We start from the raw sequence: 16,322 nt of genomic DNA on the forward strand, positions 1-16,322 counted from the left end.
GAAATATATATAACATTTTACGTAAAATATCACACATTTTGCAAAATAGCACTTTTATGCTGCACATAGTAATTTGATGACTGAAATTTTGCAAATCAGCTGGTTTTTTAGGGCATTTCTGCATTTTGTGCACCTAATCTTTATTTTTTGGGTTGCAAACAATAATGTAAAAGAGTAAAATTGTTATAACAGCATAAAATGATATAAAATATATCATAACGTTGAACGAAAAATATACATTTTTATGAGGAGGAGAAAATAATGAAAGTTAAAAAGTTAGTTGCAAGCCTTACGGCTGCCGGCTGTCTTTCAGGAGTTGTCACCGCCTTCCCGGAAGTGTTGCGTACATATGCTGCTGAAATTGTATATAACAATTTTGAGAGCAGCTATGAAGGCTGGTACGGCGAGGGTGGAGTCACAGAAGTGACAGCACTGTCAGAAGCAGGTGCTGATATGTCAAGAGGCATGAAGGTATCAGGACGTACATCTATCGAAGATGGTGCTGCTTCTTCAAAGGGTCTTTATCTCTTTGGCGGAGATAAATACTCTTACAGCGTTAAGGTTTACAGCGAGACAGCTGAGAAATTCCACTTCACACTTCTTACTATCGATGAAGTGACAAAGAAAGAAACTGTTGTTGAACTTGATTCAAAGACTGTTCCCGCAGGCGAGTGGACAGAGCTCAAGGGCGACTACACAGCAGCTGAAGGCAGCTATGAGTTCAAACTCAAGATCACAAACGACTCTACAGAAGATTTCTGCTTTGATGAATTCCTTATCACAGGAGACAAGGCTGCGCTGGAGGCACACGCAGCACCTTCCGGAAAGGGACTCAAAGACGAGTTCGGTGCTTACTTCCGTGTAGGTAATATCCTTAACGGTTCAACAGTAAACAACAGCGGTATCACAGGTCTTATCTTAAAGGATCACAATGCTATCGAGTGTGAGAACGAGACAAAGCCTGATGCTACTATCGTACAGAACGGTTCAACAGATACAAACGTTAAGGTATCTCTCAGCAGATGTGCTGCTATATGCGACTTTGCTGAAAAGAACAACCTTGCTTTCAGAGGTCATACTCTTGTATGGCACAGCCAGACTCCTGAGTGGTTCTTCAAGAGCAACTTCAGCAACAACGGCAGCTATGTAAACAGCTCTACTATGGATCAGCGTATGGAGAGCTACATAAAGAATATGTTCGCTGCATACAAGACTCAGTATCCTCAGCTCAACCTTTACGCATACGACGTATGTAACGAGGTAATCAACGACGGTACTGCTGCACAGGGCGGTCTCAGACCTACAAACAACACAAATGGTCAGGGCGGCTCATCTGCATGGGTAAGAGTTTACGGAAACAACAGCTTCGTTGAGAAGGCTTTCACATATGCAAGAAAGTACGCTCCCGAGGGCTGCCAGCTCTTCTACAACGACTATAACGAGTTCGCTAACGACAAGCAGAACTGTATAATCAATACTATCCTCAAGCCTCTCCAGGCAAAGGGACTCATCGACGGTATGGGAATGCAGTCACACCTTAACTGCGCTGCAAGCAACGCATGGGGCGACACAAATTCATACCTCGCTGCAATGGACAAGTACCTCAACCTCGGTCTTGACGTTCAGATCACTGAGCTTGACCTCTCAACTGAGGGCGGCAAGTATTCATTAAATGATCAGGCTACCAAGTATAAGGCTATATTCCAGCACGCTATGGACTGGAACAAAAAGCACCCTAACGGTCCTTTCGTTTCCCTCGTACAGGTTTGGGGACCAAACGATAACAACTCATGGGTCGCTACAGATAAATCATCAGGCAGAAGCAATCAGCCTCTCCTTTATGATGGAAGCAACCAGCCAAAGTCAGCTTATACAGCACTTACAGGTATGCTCGCTGACAGCCAGTGGACAACAGGTATCCCATACACAGGTCCGAGAGCTAACGGCGGCGGAACTTATACTCCTCCGGAGCCTCCAAAGGTAAACGAGGAAGGTTACTGGTTCCACCACACATTCGAGAGCTCAGATGAGAGCTGGACAGGCAGAGGTTCTGCTTCAGTTGAGACAAGCAGCTCAGCTAAGTACGCAGGCAGCAAGTCACTTTACTGCACAGGCCGTGAATCTTCATGGAACGGTGCTTCATATGCACTTGATTCAAGTATGTTCACTCCCGGTGAAACTTACAGCTTCTCAGTTAACGCTATGACAAATCAGAGCGGTAATACAGAGTTCAAGTTCACTCTCCAGTATGATGACGGCTCAGGTACAAATTACGATCAGATCGCTGTAGGCACAGCTCCTAAGGGCGAATGGGTACAGCTCGCTAATACAAAGTACACAATTCCTGCAGGCGCTTCAAATATGCAGATCTATGTTGAAACTACAGACGAAACAAATCTTTGTGATTTCTTCATTGACGAGGCTATCGGCGCTCCTTCAGGTACAGTTATCGCAGGTCCCGGACAGCCAGAGATCACTGATCCCGGTACATCTGATCCCGGAACACCTTCAAACGTACAGGTAACTCTCGGTGATGTTAACTTAGACGGTGTTATCAACTCACTGGATATGATCCCTGCAAGAAAGGGCCTCCTCGCAGGCGGCTTCACTGATTCAAAGGCACAGCAGGCTGCTGACGTAGACCAGAGCAAGGTTTATGAAGTTGCTGACCTTGTGCTCCTTCAGGAATTCATACTCGGCAAGATCAAGGAATTCCCTGTAAACAAGCCGGCAGTTCCTACACTTGATACTTCAAAGTACGAGGGTAAGTTCAGTGGTCTTTCACTGGCAGAAAGCTTTAAGAAGCTCAACGAGAACAATCCGCTCTATACTCAGCGTTTCGGTGCTGATCCGGGCTGGATGGTATATGACGGCAGACTCTACGTTTACACAACAGCTGATGAATTCGCATACAAGAATGGTCAGATGATCGAGAACGATTATTCTTCAGGTTATATCAACTGCTTGTCAACAGCAGACCTCGTAAACTGGACTGACCACGGTCAGATCCCTGTTGCAAAGACAAGAGTAAACGGCACTCCTATAGCAAAATGGGCTAATAACGCATGGGCTCCTGATGCTGCATGGAAGAATATCAACGGACAGGACAAGTTCTTCCTCTACTTCGCAAACAACGGTTCAGGTATCGGCGTTATCACAGCTGATGATCCGACATTCACTAAGAATGTAAAGGATCCTCTTGGTCACGAGCTTATTTCAAGAAACACACCTAACAGTAACGTAACATGGCTCTTCGATCCGGGCGTTTACTACGATCCTGATACAAAGACAGGTATCATTGCATACGGCGGCGGTGTTCCAAGCGGACAGGCTGCTAATACAAAGCAGGGACGTATCGCTAAGCTCGGCGACGACATGATCTCTATCTCAGGTACACCTATCGATCCCGGTACACCTTACCTCTTCGAGGATTCAAGCATGATCAAGATCGGCAACACTTGGTATTATTCATTCTGCCACAACTGGAATGTTCCAGGCGGTACAAGTGTAAACGGTCAGTCATTCAGCAATGCTGACATCGGTTACATGACATCAACAAATCCGCTCAGCGGATACCAGTACCAGGGTGTTGTATTCAAGAACACAGGTACACAGAGACTTGATAACGGCGGTAACAACCACCACTCAATTATCGAATTCAAGGGCAGCTACTATGTTCTTTATCACTCACGTCAGCTTGAGATGCGTATGGGCGTTAACGGCGGCAAGGGTCTTAACTACAGATCACCCTGTATCGATAAGGCAACTTTAAACAACGGCAAGATCACTTGCAGCGGTTCACAGAATGGTGTAAGCCAGATTGAGAACCTCAACCCATATGAGACTGTACAGGCTGAGACAATGTCTAACCAGTCTAAGAACATAAGCATAAGCGGCATCGGCAACACAACTGTCAAGGCTAAGAAGGGCGACTGGATCAAGGTCAGCGGCGTTGACCTCAGCAAGGGCGTATCTTCTATCACAGTCAAGGGCAGCGGCAACGCAGTAGTTAAGTTCTGTGTAGGTTCTACAACAGGTACTTGCATCGGTTACGGCGAGCTCAACGGCAGCGAGAACGTACTCGCAGCTGCAGATAACAACGTAAACGGCGTTAAGGATATCTACATGATATTCAGCGGCGACTGCGAATTCGATTACTGGCAGTTCGGTTAATCATAATTCCTTTTCGATGTTGGTCTTAGCGGTGCATCTGCACAACGCACCGCTAAGATTGATATAATTCCAAAAATAAATTGTAAGGGACAAATCAGAACAAGAAAGCCGTGCTTAGGCAGCACGGCTTTCTTGTTGTTCAGTGCCTGAACTCTCTTGCTCTGCGGCATACATATAATAAAGGGTATGACTATTGTCATACCCTTAAAATTTGACAAATTCACTCGACTGATATATAATGCTAATATTACAGATCGAAAGGAGCACTCTATTTAATGAGCTATTTTGATTACAAAAAACACAAAATTTACTACACAGAACACGGCAACGGCACTCCCACACTCCTTTTGCATGGCAATACAGTATCAAGTGATATGTTTGCGCCCATTATACCGCTGCTCTCGGAAAAATACCACGTCATAGCACTGGATTTTCTCGGCTGCGGACACTCCGAGCATATCACGGAATGGAGCGCGGACCTCTGGTACGAATGGGCAAAACAGGTGAAAGCACTGTGCGACCACAAGGGCTATGAAAAAGTCAATATCATCGGAAGCAGCGGCGGTGCTTTAGCTGCAATAAACGCAGCTCTGGAGTACCCCGAGCTTATAAACGCGATAGCCGCAGACAGCTTCGAGGGTATCCGCGCCAATATGGAAATTACCGAGCAGATACGTACAGGGCGCGAGCTTGCAAAGCATAATGAAGGCTTCTGCGCTATGCTGAAAGCTATTCACGGTGACGACTGGGAAAGAGTATTCGATGCGGACACCGATGCAGTTATCAGACACGCCCAAAATATAGGCGAATTTTTTCACCGTCCCCTTTCGGAGCTGCAATGTAAGCTGCTGCTGACAGGCAGTACCGAGGACGAAATGTTCCCACATGGACATTATGAGGAACTCTTCCATGATATCTGCGAACAGACTCCCCTTGCGCAGGCTTGTATTTTTGACCACGGCAGCCACCCTGCTATGCTGAGCAATACTGCGGAATTCGCAGAGCTTTGTATGCAGTTTTTTCAGACAGCAAATTGGGACATCGAGGACGCCGTCCCCTATAGCGCAGTGCCTGCGTCCCCTTGCTCGTCCGTATATCATCGAAATGACAGTTGCTTCTCGACACGGGAAGTATCATAAAGATTAATGGGCTATCGAGTGACTCCCTACAGTGTAGGGAGATGTCCGCAGGACAGAGGGTACGTGCAGCTGTTAGCTGCGGCGTCCCCTACAAAGTTCATGTTTACAATCGGGCGGCGGAACGCGCCCCTACAAGCTAACGGCTATCGGCTAAAAAAGGAGACCAAAGGTCTCCTTTTTTCATAGTATGAAACAGATAAGTCCCGAACAGCCCTCGTTTATGACACGTTCGAGAGTCTCCTGCAATTTCATACGGGCGTCCACAGGCATTTTGAACAGCTTGCTGTGAAGTCCCTCGTTGACAAGCTCGTGAAGGGACTTGCCGAAGATATTGCTCTCCCATATCTTCTTCGGGTCGTCGTCGAAGCCGTCCAGCAGATACATCACAAGCTCCTCGGACTGCCGCTCAGTACCCACGATAGGGCTTATAGTAGTGTTGATATTGGCTTTCATAAGATGAATTGACGGTGCGGAAGCCTTGAGCTTTACACCGTATTTTCCGCCCTGACGGATTATCTTCGGCTCTTCGAGTGACATTTCCTCAAGCTCGGGCATTACTATACCGTAACCCGTAGCCTCCACCTCTGCCAGTGCAGGCTCGATGCGCTTATACTTGCGGCGAATGTCGTTGAGCTCCGTAAGCAGCGGCATGAGGTCGCTTTCACTCTCTATCTCGATGCCCGTGGTCTCCCCCAGTATCTTATAGAAAAGGCTGTTGTCAAGCTCCGCAGTAATAGTCACCGATCCCTTTCCAAGATCAATGCTGCTTATCTCCGCTTTCAGCACGTTGGAGCACTCCGATATAGCCGCGGCAGCGTCCTCAGCCTCGCGGACAAGACGTATATCCTTAGCGGCATTGCGTATGCAGTCCAGTATCTCAGTTTTTAGCCAGTGCCCTTTGCCGAGGGAGTTTATCCACCGCGCAGTGCGGATATTTATCTCCTTGATTGGGAACGAAAAGAGTATCTCGCGGATAATGCTGCGAATATCCTCCTCACCCAATTCAAGGCAGTTCACAGGTATCACCTTTGCATCATAACGGTCTGTGAGACTTGCAGCAAGTGCAGTCGCTTCGGGCGAATTAGGTGCAACTGTATTGAGTATGACCACAAAAGGCTTGCCGAGCTCTTTCAGCTCGCGGATAACGCGCTCCTCGCACTCCTCATACTCCTCACGGGGTATATCCGTTACCGAGCCGTCTGTAGTTATCACCAGTCCTATGGTGGAATGGTCGGTGATGACCTTCTGTGTGCCTATCTCAGCCGCCATATTGAAAGGTATCTCCTCATCGAACCACGAAGTCATAACCATTCGGGGCTGTTCATTCTCGATATAACCCAATGAGCTTGGAACTATATATCCCACGCAGTCGATAAGCCTTACATTGAACTCCGCGCCATTGCCTAAGTCTATTTGCACCGCTTCTTCGGGTATGAATTTAGGCTCGGTAGTCATTATAGTCTTACCTGCGGCGGACTGCGGAAGCTCATCAATAGCCCGTTCACGCTTGAATTCACTGGTTATATTGGGTATTACCAGCGACTCCATAAACCGCTTGATAAATGTTGATTTGCCCGTGCGCACAGGTCCGACAACTCCTATGTAGATATCGCCGCCAGTACGCTGAGCAATATTGCTGTATATATCTTTAGCCATAATTTTCTCCTTTTTTCAGAACTAAGATCTAAGAACTAATATCTGCAAACTAAGATCTCTTAGCTCTTAGTTCTAAGTTCTTAGCTCTAATATTTCACGATACTATCGGTATAAGCAGCATACCGCCGTTTTCAAGACGCTGACCGCTAAGCTCGTTTTCTTCCATGATAGCTGCCACACTTGTGCTGTAGCGTTTGGCGATGTCCCATATATCCTCGTTTTCTATGCCGAAATAAAGCTTTATAGCGTAATCGCCGTCCCGCTCCTTTCGGGTAGTTTCATCGACAGAGATATCCGTCACAGCCTTTATGGAGTCTGAGCTGTACACCAGCAGCTTTACTCCTATATCCGACTTTGCTGTAAGGACTCCCTCAGCAGATATATCGTATGAAGTCTCACGCACATAGACCTCAGCCGCCACCGATGTACCGCTAATATTATCGGGAAGTCCCACCGTTACCTCAAAGGCTTCGTCGCGGTCAGGCATAATTATCATGCCTGCTTTGTCCTTTGCCGCCATAGAATAGGTCAGCATACCGCTTATGACTACCGAGCGTCCGTCATCTCCGATACGGGTATTGATATTCTTCGGCTCGCTCCACATAGCGTATATAGTCTGTGGAACGTTATCTCCGTCGGCAAGCTTCGCACTGTGCCTGAAGCTCTCATCGTACACCGCAGGTATCTGCTCGGCTTTTATCTCTGACATTTCAACACTGCACGGGTAGACTGTTGAAAAAGCGTCCTCCGCTATCATAACAGAAGCCGTCCTTACAGCACGGCAGCTGAGCCTTATTTCGGCTTCACACCGCAGTATCCTGTTATTTCCCTCCTTGTCGGAAGCCACAGTTATATCACAGCTGAGTATCTCGGGAGTTACCGCACAGTCGTAGCTGTCATCAAGTCCGTCAACGTCGATTATCTGGCTGTAGCCAAGAGAAAACCGCATAGCTTCGACGGTATTATCACCTGAGTAAAGTATTTCCACATCAGTTTCGCCCTTTGCAAGCAGCTTCCCCGAAATAAGCTTCATCTCGCAGGCAGACGCACTGCACCTACAGTTGAGAATTGCCGAAACATCGGGCTGAGCCGCACCAAGCTCTATATCCTCCTCGATACGGACATTTTTCTCCGCAGTAAGCCTCCCTGCCGCAAATTTTACGGGAGTCTTTTTCACCTGTATATTCATACCCACAGCGTCTGATACGACCTGCTGCTCCTGCTGACCTGTAACGGTTATCTTTGTGGAAACAGTCCCTCTCAGGTCAAGGCGGCGTTTGTTCACAGCTCTGAAATTTGCATGGTCAGCCTTAGGTATCAGCTTTACTTCTGCGGACTCGGCTGTTTTTCCAAGCTCAACTGTCTTTGTGAAGCTCCTGTGCTGCTCCACGGACTGCACCTCATTGCTGTTTTCGCCGCAGTAGAGTATATGTATATCACATCTCAGCTCATAGGTCAGCTTGTCGCCGCTGATGCTCCAGTCAGTGATAACGGGCGAAGTTTCGCAGCGGATAAGTCTGAAAATATCGGGACAGTAATCGGGCAGGATATAATCCAGCTCCACAGACTGCTCCTGTATCCCGTCATATATCGTCTCGGCAGCAGGAACTGTCTCTCTGGTAAGTTTTAAGTCCATAACGGTGACCTCCTTGAAGTTTGCTTTGTGAAATATATATTCACACGCAGGTACAAGTATGCATATGATAAGGAAATTCACCTTTTTTCGCGTTATGAGCCATACGAAACGAAATTTTTTTGCCGCGCATATTGCTTTATTGCCCATAATATGGTATAATTATTTTTGAACTATATAAAAGCAGCTCACCACATGATACTCTGAAGCAGGGTGAACTGCTCTTGATTCTGCTTGTTTTTTTACAGGCAAGAAAGGATTATCTATGCTTCACGAGAAATCATGCGGCGCAATTGTCTACAGGAAATACCACGGCAATACGGAAATACTGCTGATAAAGCATATCAACAGCGGTCACTGGTCCTTCCCGAAAGGGCACGTTGAAAAGGGCGAGACCGAGGTTGAAACTGCACGTCGTGAGATCATGGAGGAGACTTCCATTGACGTTATTATTGATCCGACATTCAGAGAAACAGTAACCTATTCGCCCAAGAAAGACACGATGAAAGTCGTTGTATACTTTCTTGCAAAAGCGAAAAACGTTGATTTTATCCCACAGGAGGGCGAGATCGCGGAAATACGCTGGGTGGATATATCCTACGCCACAAATATCCTGTCCTATGAGAACGACAGAACTATCGTAGCAAAGGCAAAAAACGCTATCAAAGAGAATCATTAAAAAAGGAGACCTTTCGGTCTCCTTTTTTAGTGATTAGTTATTAGTGATTAGTAGGGGCGCACAGTGTGCGCCCGTAAATTATGCATAATCCCCAAAATGACACACTGTAGGGGGCGATGCTCACATCGCCCCGTGTAAACAATCAGTAATTAGCAATTATTAAACAGAAAAGGCGCACAACTGTGCGCCCTTAATATATCCACCTGAGGTATATTTTTTGCGATATTCAATGGTTTTTAGTTGAAAAATTGCTATTTTCGCCCCTATTACAGAAAGACATTTTCAGCAGATCACGATGAAAACAGGATTTCAACTAATTATGTATGTTGTAACTATATGTATGGAGCGCCATGCGGCGTCCCTTAATTACGCATTACGCATTATAGTGTAACGGGCAGTCCGTTTATCTCTATAGTCGGGTCGTCAATATCAATGAGCAGGCATCTTCTGCCGTCCACAACGCTTGTACGCACCTTGTCAGCCGCAGAGGGCTTGATATTTACGGTTATGCCCGGAGAGGTAAGAACTGTTTTAGTCTCCACAAGATTTGCCGCAGTAAGGGGCGCAGTACCGCAGACCTTTTCGTAAACAGGCTCTACCATATTCACGCGCTCTTCTGGAAGTCCCACATCAACGAGGATATCCTTTAGTTTCATATTGTCGATGACAACTCTGTCCGTATCGTCCTTGTTGTCCTCAACTACTTCCTGTATCTTCTCGTTAACAGTCTTTATGAGAGTGTAATCAAGGTCATCGCCCACTACATTTTTCAGTATGCTCTGGAAGCTGCTTTTCTCGCTCTCTGCTGACATTACAAAGGTACAGCCGAGAACGTTCTCAACAACTGATACATTAGGCGACTTGATATTCTTAGTGTAGTACATAACGTGATTGATATCGGAGCTCCTGTTGCTGAAAACAGGGTAAAGGAAGCCGTCTGACGGAGCTTTGCTGATTATAAGCTCTGTATTGACCTTCTTCGTTATCTCGTTGCCAACGCTATCGAACACAAATCCGTCCTTGCTTGTATTTACAGGGCATATAGCTGTAAGGATATAGCGGTATATCTCGTCCTCGCCCTCAGCAAATTCGTCATTCTTGTCCTTTTTGCGGATAGTGTATGTACAGTAGGCTGTTATAACCGCAAATGGACCTGTATATGCGATATTATTTGCGATATGATTGAGGAAATCCTCACAGGCGATATCGTCCTTGAGCTCGGAAGTAAGGAGAGTATAAAGGATATTCTGAGGCTGTCCCTCGTCATAGGCTTCGTTGGGGAACTCATACTCCACAAAAGCCTTGCCAACGTTGGTATTCAGCACCTTTTTCAGAGTCTCATCGTACACATCATGCTCCTCAACAGGCATGGTAAGACATGAGCTTACATTGTGGTATCTCACGTTTTTCTCAGCGTCCACAAAAGCCGTGAGAACGCGCTCCATTATGAAAAATCCGCTCTTATCGGAGAAATTCTTTTTTATCTCTGCTGTTTCTTTTTTATTCATTATGTAATGTCCTTTCTTTTATCCTTGTCTATACAGAAAAAATCTACTAAACTAATAATGGGATTCTAAAGGCAGAGCCTTTGGTGGGTTTGGGCAACGCCCAATAATCGTAAGGCGCTCCGCAAAGGGTGAATTTCACAACAGTTCAGTGAACTGTTGTGAAAGAGGGAACGCCCTGCAAGAGAGGGCGTTCCCTAAATAAAAATACTATTTCATTCTAAACCGTTAAATGCAAATATATCATCTTACAGTAATACTGCCGCCTTCGAGGTGTTCAAAGGCATATTTCTCAAATGAACTATCTGAATCAATATCTCTAAACATATCTTTTGCTGCATCTGTATAATTAAAATAATACCCAAGGTTATACACTGTACCGGGTTGAGCATCATTGGGGACTTTAAAGAAGAACGTAGCTATATCCCCGTCATTACCAGCTACTTTGTCTTGAAACATTGTAGTGAAAAAAACTGAACGTTTATGCTCTCTTATAAGCTCCTCCGGAAGATTTTTCTGCCAATCCATAGCAATGAAAGCTGCATTTTTCTTTGCAGCGTTACCAATCTCATACTCTACAGTAAGATCTTCCTCATCCTCTATCTGACACTCCAAAACATCGGGATATGTGATATGTATACCACACATATTCCACTTCTTGTCTGCGCCTGTGACAGATACGGTAACTTTTGCAATTTCACCGGGCTTTGCATCGGTCTTGCTTAATTTTATAAGAGGACCGCTTTCAGCTTCTGGTATATCCATAAAAACTATGTGCATAAGCTCCATGCTCTCGGACATTTCTTCGCCGTTCTCGTCTGTAACAGGCTCGGCAGCAGCAGTTGTTGTTTCAGCTTCGGCATTTTTGCCGTTCTTTTTATCAGAGTCCAGACAGCCTGTCATACAGACGGCTGCCATAGCGAGAGCCATAAGAACTGCGCTAAACTTATGCTTCATTTTCAGCCTGCTCCTTCCTGCCGCTGACAACTATCTTATCGCCCTCAGCCGAAATGCTTATAACACTTATCTCTGAAGCACGTTCAAGTATGATCTCTGCCACCTGATCCTCAACATCTTCGCGGATAACGCGGCGGATATCTCTTGCGCCGTAAGGCTTGCCGAAGGACTTCTCCGCAATAAGCTCAAGAGCTTCTCTTGTATACTCAACAGAGATATTCTTTTCAGCAAGAGGATCTTTCATCTCGTCTATCATAAGTGCAGCTATATCAGCAAAGTTCTCCTTAGTGAGATCCTTGAATACCACGATCTCGTCGATACGGCTGATAAATTCGGGGCGGAGGAAGTCTCTCAGACCCTTCATAGCCTTATCTCTCGATATCTCGTTCTCGGTACGGTTAAAGCCCACACCTATGCTCTTATCTGTAGAACCTGCATTTGAAGTCATGCAGATTATTGTATTTGCAAAGTTTATAGTTCTGCCCTGTGCGTCGTCCACCTTGCCCTCGTCAAGTATCTGCATGAGGATATTCATAACATCTGGGTGAGCCTTTTCGATCTCGTCAAAGAGTATTACCGAATAAGGCTTGCGGCGAACCTTTTCCGTGAGCTGTCCAGCTTCCTCATAGCCTACATAGCCGGGAGGCGAGCCTATCATACGTGCAACAGAGTGCTTTTCCATATACTCTGTCATATCAAGTCTGATAAGCGGATCTGGAGAGTCAAAAAGCTCCTCGGCAAGTGACTTTACAAGCTCTGTCTTACCTACACCTGTAGGACCTACGAATATGAACGAAGCAGGTCTGCGGCGTTTGCTGAGCTGTACTCTTGTACGCTTGATAGCTCTCGTGAGGACTCCAACAGCCTCTTCCTGACCGATAACGCGCTTTTTGAGAGCATCCTCGAGTCTTGCTATCTTCATGAACTCATTTTCAGCTATCTTACTTGCGGGGATACCCGTCCAGCGTTCGATGACCTTAGTGATATCAGACTCTTCAACGTTGACATTTGCTGCCTTTTCTTTAAGAGCTGATTCTGTCTCGCGTGTATGGATAAGCTTGCTCTTTACCTCGGCAAGTGCCTGATAATCTATTTCTTCCTGCTCGGAGATAGATGTCTCCATTTCTTCAAGGACCTTTATCTCCTTTTTGATCTTTTCGTATTCACCTATTTCGGGCGAACGGATACAAGCATAGGCACAGCTTTCATCAAGGAGGTCTATTGCCTTATCGGGCAGGAAACGGTCTGTGATATATCTCTCTGAGAGTACTGCGCATACTCTTACAAGGTAATCGGATATGTGTACCTTGTGGAATTCCTCGTAATACTTCTTTATGCCAACAAGTACATTTACTGTATCCTCGATAGTTGGCTCGTTTACAGTAACCGGCTGGAAACGTCTTTCGAGGGCAGAGTCTTTTTCGATATATTTACGGTACTCTCCGAATGTTGTAGCACCTATTACCTGTACCTCTCCTCTTGAAAGGGCAGGCTTGAGGATATTTGCGGCATTCATAGAGCCTTCGGAATCTCCTGCACCTACAAGGTTGTGTACCTCGTCGATGAAGAGTATGATATTGCCCTCTTTCTTTACCTCGTCAACAAGTCCCTTTACACGGCTCTCGAACTGTCCGCGGAACTGAGTACCTGCAACGAGTGCGGTAAGGTCAAGAAGGTATACCTTTTTATCAACAAGATTGAAAGGAACATCACCTTCGTTTATACGAAGTGCGATACCCTCGGCGATAGCTGTCTTTCCGACACCCGGCTCACCGATAAGGCAGGGATTGTTCTTTGTACGTCTTGAAAGTATCTGTATAACACGGGCTATCTCGTTATCTCTGCCGATAATATTATCGAGCTTGCCGTCTGCTGCCTTCTGGGAGAGATTTGTGCAGTAGCTGCCGAGGAACTTTGGTTCCTTCGACTTTTTCTCCTTACTATTGCGTCCGAAAAGTCCCCCTTTTTTCTCTTTGCTGTCTGATGACTTATCATCGGAAGAGCTATTGCGGCTGCTGAAAAAGCTTCGCGGATCAAATCCGCTGCTGCTGTTGCTGCTGTCGTCCGACTTATCCCCGTCATCATTTCCGCCGAACATATTGGTTATAAAGTCGGGAAGAACGCCGGAGCCGCCCATTTCAAAGCTGTCGCCGTCGAGCATTCCCATCATCTGATCCGAGAGCTGATCCAGCTCTTCATCAGTGATGCCGAGTTTATCCATATATTCCTTGATCTGCGGGATATTCTGCGATCTTGCACAAGAAAGGCAGAGTCCCTCATTTTTCTTTTCGTTTCCCTGAACAGAGGTGATGAACACCACCGCAGGTCTTTTTTTGCATTTACTGCACATTATCATCAGGCAGTTCCTCCTGTCGGTTAATTATACCAAGCTTCGCGCCTTATAGGCTGAAGCAGTAATGTTTCGTTTGTCATATATCTTTAATAAAGTTGTAGAAATACTTGAATACCCATGTTCTGTCAATAGCGTCATGGTTGAAGAAAAGCATCTTATCGCTTCCCATTACAACTGAAAGCCTTATCATAACAGCGATGATAACTATAATCACAACGCCCTTGAATATGCCTATTATTCCGCTTATTGCGTGAGTTACCAGACTCGGCTCCATGTGACTGTTCCTGCCGGCTGCTGTCTCTATGAAAATAGTCATTATCACAAAGAATACGAGCATAACTATCAGTACGATAAGTTTTACCTGGCTTGAATACGGTTTTTCAAGATAATTATCAACAATAAACTGCGCAGCTGGCTTTGTATTGTCAGGATCTTGTATAAGTGACATGAAATTGCAGAACTGCTTAGGATTTGTCCTTATCTGTTCTGATGCATATTCTGCCGAATACAAACTTAGCTCTTTTGAAACATACGAGTTTATAATAGTTGCGTATCCTTCATGCAGCTTATTATAGAATGCACTTTCTTCATCTGCTTTTCTTCCGTTGATATTGTTGATATACTTATAAAGCTTTTCTTCAATATCCTCGCCCGAGAAGCATATCCTCTCGACCTGACCTCGCTCAGGATATACATCATATCCGAGATTTTCGATATACCTTATAAGGTCGTCAAGAAAATCTACATTTGAAAGAGTCTGATCCATTTTCTTTATATTGCTGCTCCTTACGGTTTTGGAATACAAAGATCCCGAGATCGAGGAACTAAGCGAAAAGGCTATTGCCAGAGTAAGGGCATATCCTACCAGCGCGACTGATGCTTTCAATATTCCTTTCTTTATTGTAATAAACATACATACGAGTACCGCTGCTGCAACGATAACATCGTAAAACCACCAAAATTGTGCTCCCATGTTTTTTGCACCGTGTGCTTCTACGGTGCTTCCTCCCTTCGGATAGTGAATTAATGTGTATCACCGATCAGCTTTCATAGTCTATACGATCTATTTTATTATATCCCTTCAGGAAAATATGATCATCGCTTCGTACAAAACCTGTGTAAGAATCGCTTACGTCCGCAACAGAACGAAGTCCGCCGCTGAAATCATAGGTCTTTATCTTACCCTGACACATTACGTAAGCAAGGTCTTCATAAACCGTAACATCTATTGACGGTTCTTCAAGGTCGATTATAAGAGCTTCTGTTTTTCCGCCTTTGAACAATGCCAATGTATACTTTCTTCTGTCGATATTATTGGCAATGACTGCGGAATTACCGTTTTCACTGGCACCTGCAACGCGGTCGCCGTCATAAGAATAGAACGAACTGATCTGTCCATTGCTGTCAACGTATCCGCAGGCATCTGCTCCGTATACGAATGCTCCCTTATCGAAGCCGTAGACTGCAAGTCCCAGCGTATTAAGTCCCGGTGAAGTCCAGTGTTCTTCTTTTTCACTAAAGCTTATTTCCTGAACATTTGTAACGAGCTGACCGTTTTCAGCTGTGATATAACTCAGCACGCAACCTTTGCTGTCATTGATAAAGCTAAGGTCGCTGACCATTTCGATACACTTTCTTTCGTATATGACCTTTCCCCTTTTGTCATATACTTCCAACGCACAGCTGTAATTATCATATGTAGTTACAGCTGCTGTATAGCCCTGTTCACTTATTCTCGCAAAGAGGATAAGTCGCTTGGCAAATGATTTAGTATAAAAAACTTCATCTTCGTCCTCTACACTAAGCTCATTTCCTCCTTGTTCGTAAAGCAGTGCGCGTCCGCAGGCTGCACGGAGCACCGTATTCGTATATGTATGCTGACGCTTTTTGAGAAGTGCGCCGTCAGTATCATAGAAATACGTGTAGGTATCGCTCATAAGTATCATCTTACTGTCGGTAAATTCCAGCTGATAATCAGCTCCTCCGCTGATTTCTATAGGAAAGTTTCCTTCGGCAAGCTTACCCGAGTTAACGATAGTCCTGTACTGCTGTCCTATGCCCCTTAATTTATTATACCACATATCACGGGTAAAATAAAGCCCCGTTCCAATGGCAGCTGCAAGCAGTATCAGAATGAACCGCCTCAGCCTTTTTTGCCGCCGTTTTCGATTTTTCAGATCGACGATATCATCGGCGTCATACATTTTCGGCACGCTGATACCTCCTT

Annotated in this window: 10 protein-coding genes; 3 read left to right on the forward strand and 7 right to left on the reverse strand. The window is 45.4% G+C overall.

Annotation, left to right across the window (positions count from 1 at the left end):
- Nucleotides 1-261: 261 nt before the first annotated feature.
- Both BLW60_RS07345 and BLW60_RS07350 read left to right on the forward strand, forming a co-directional pair.
- Nucleotides 262-4,173: an endo-1,4-beta-xylanase gene (locus BLW60_RS07345; protein WP_074715893.1), complete on the forward strand. Its 3,912-nt coding sequence runs from the start codon at nt 262-264 to the stop codon at nt 4,171-4,173.
- Between the two features lie 275 nt (nt 4,174-4,448).
- Complete coding sequence (locus BLW60_RS07350) at nt 4,449-5,312, forward strand: alpha/beta fold hydrolase (RefSeq protein ID WP_074715895.1); 864 nt, start codon at nt 4,449-4,451, stop codon at nt 5,310-5,312.
- A gap of 180 nt (nt 5,313-5,492) precedes the next feature.
- On the opposite strand, the gene spoIVA is transcribed toward BLW60_RS07350, so the two are convergent.
- Both spoIVA and BLW60_RS07360 read right to left on the reverse strand, forming a co-directional pair.
- Complete coding sequence (gene spoIVA, locus BLW60_RS07355; RefSeq protein WP_074715897.1) at nt 5,493-6,968, reverse strand: stage IV sporulation protein A; 1,476 nt, start codon at nt 6,966-6,968, stop codon at nt 5,493-5,495.
- 94 nt (nt 6,969-7,062) lie between these two features.
- Nucleotides 7,063-8,604: a DUF3794 and LysM peptidoglycan-binding domain-containing protein gene (locus tag BLW60_RS07360; protein ID WP_074715899.1), complete on the reverse strand. Its 1,542-nt coding sequence runs from the start codon at nt 8,602-8,604 to the stop codon at nt 7,063-7,065.
- A gap of 262 nt (nt 8,605-8,866) precedes the next feature.
- Between BLW60_RS07360 and BLW60_RS07365 the strand changes: the two genes are divergently transcribed.
- A complete protein-coding gene (locus tag BLW60_RS07365) occupies nt 8,867-9,280 on the forward strand; it encodes a bis(5'-nucleosyl)-tetraphosphatase (protein WP_074715902.1) in 414 nt (137 codons plus the stop codon).
- A 380-nt stretch (nt 9,281-9,660) separates the two neighbouring features.
- Here BLW60_RS07365 and BLW60_RS07370 read toward each other — a convergent pair whose 3' ends face one another.
- From BLW60_RS07370 to BLW60_RS07390, 5 genes are all read right to left on the reverse strand, one after another.
- Nucleotides 9,661-10,788, reverse strand: a complete 1,128-nt coding sequence (locus BLW60_RS07370; protein ID WP_074715904.1) for a DUF4317 domain-containing protein — start codon at nt 10,786-10,788, stop codon at nt 9,661-9,663.
- Nucleotides 10,789-11,028: 240 nt separating this feature from the next.
- Nucleotides 11,029-11,742: a cohesin domain-containing protein gene (locus BLW60_RS07375; RefSeq protein WP_074715906.1), complete on the reverse strand. Its 714-nt coding sequence runs from the start codon at nt 11,740-11,742 to the stop codon at nt 11,029-11,031.
- Nucleotides 11,732-14,098 (reverse strand): ATP-dependent Clp protease ATP-binding subunit, encoded by a 2,367-nt coding sequence (locus BLW60_RS07380; protein ID WP_175460906.1) that lies wholly within the window; start codon nt 14,096-14,098, stop codon nt 11,732-11,734. The genes BLW60_RS07375 and BLW60_RS07380 overlap by 11 nt, the downstream gene beginning before the upstream one ends.
- Nucleotides 14,099-14,171: 73 nt before the next feature.
- A complete protein-coding gene (locus BLW60_RS07385) occupies nt 14,172-15,068 on the reverse strand; it encodes a hypothetical protein (protein WP_074715908.1) in 897 nt (298 codons plus the stop codon).
- A 67-nt stretch (nt 15,069-15,135) separates the two neighbouring features.
- Nucleotides 15,136-16,299: a DUF5711 family protein gene (locus tag BLW60_RS07390; protein WP_242872848.1), complete on the reverse strand. Its 1,164-nt coding sequence runs from the start codon at nt 16,297-16,299 to the stop codon at nt 15,136-15,138.
- Nucleotides 16,300-16,322: the final 23 nt, after the last annotated feature.

Source organism: Ruminococcus flavefaciens (genome assembly GCF_900108555.1).
Lineage (GTDB): Bacteria > Bacillota > Clostridia > Oscillospirales > Ruminococcaceae > Ruminococcus > Ruminococcus flavefaciens_P.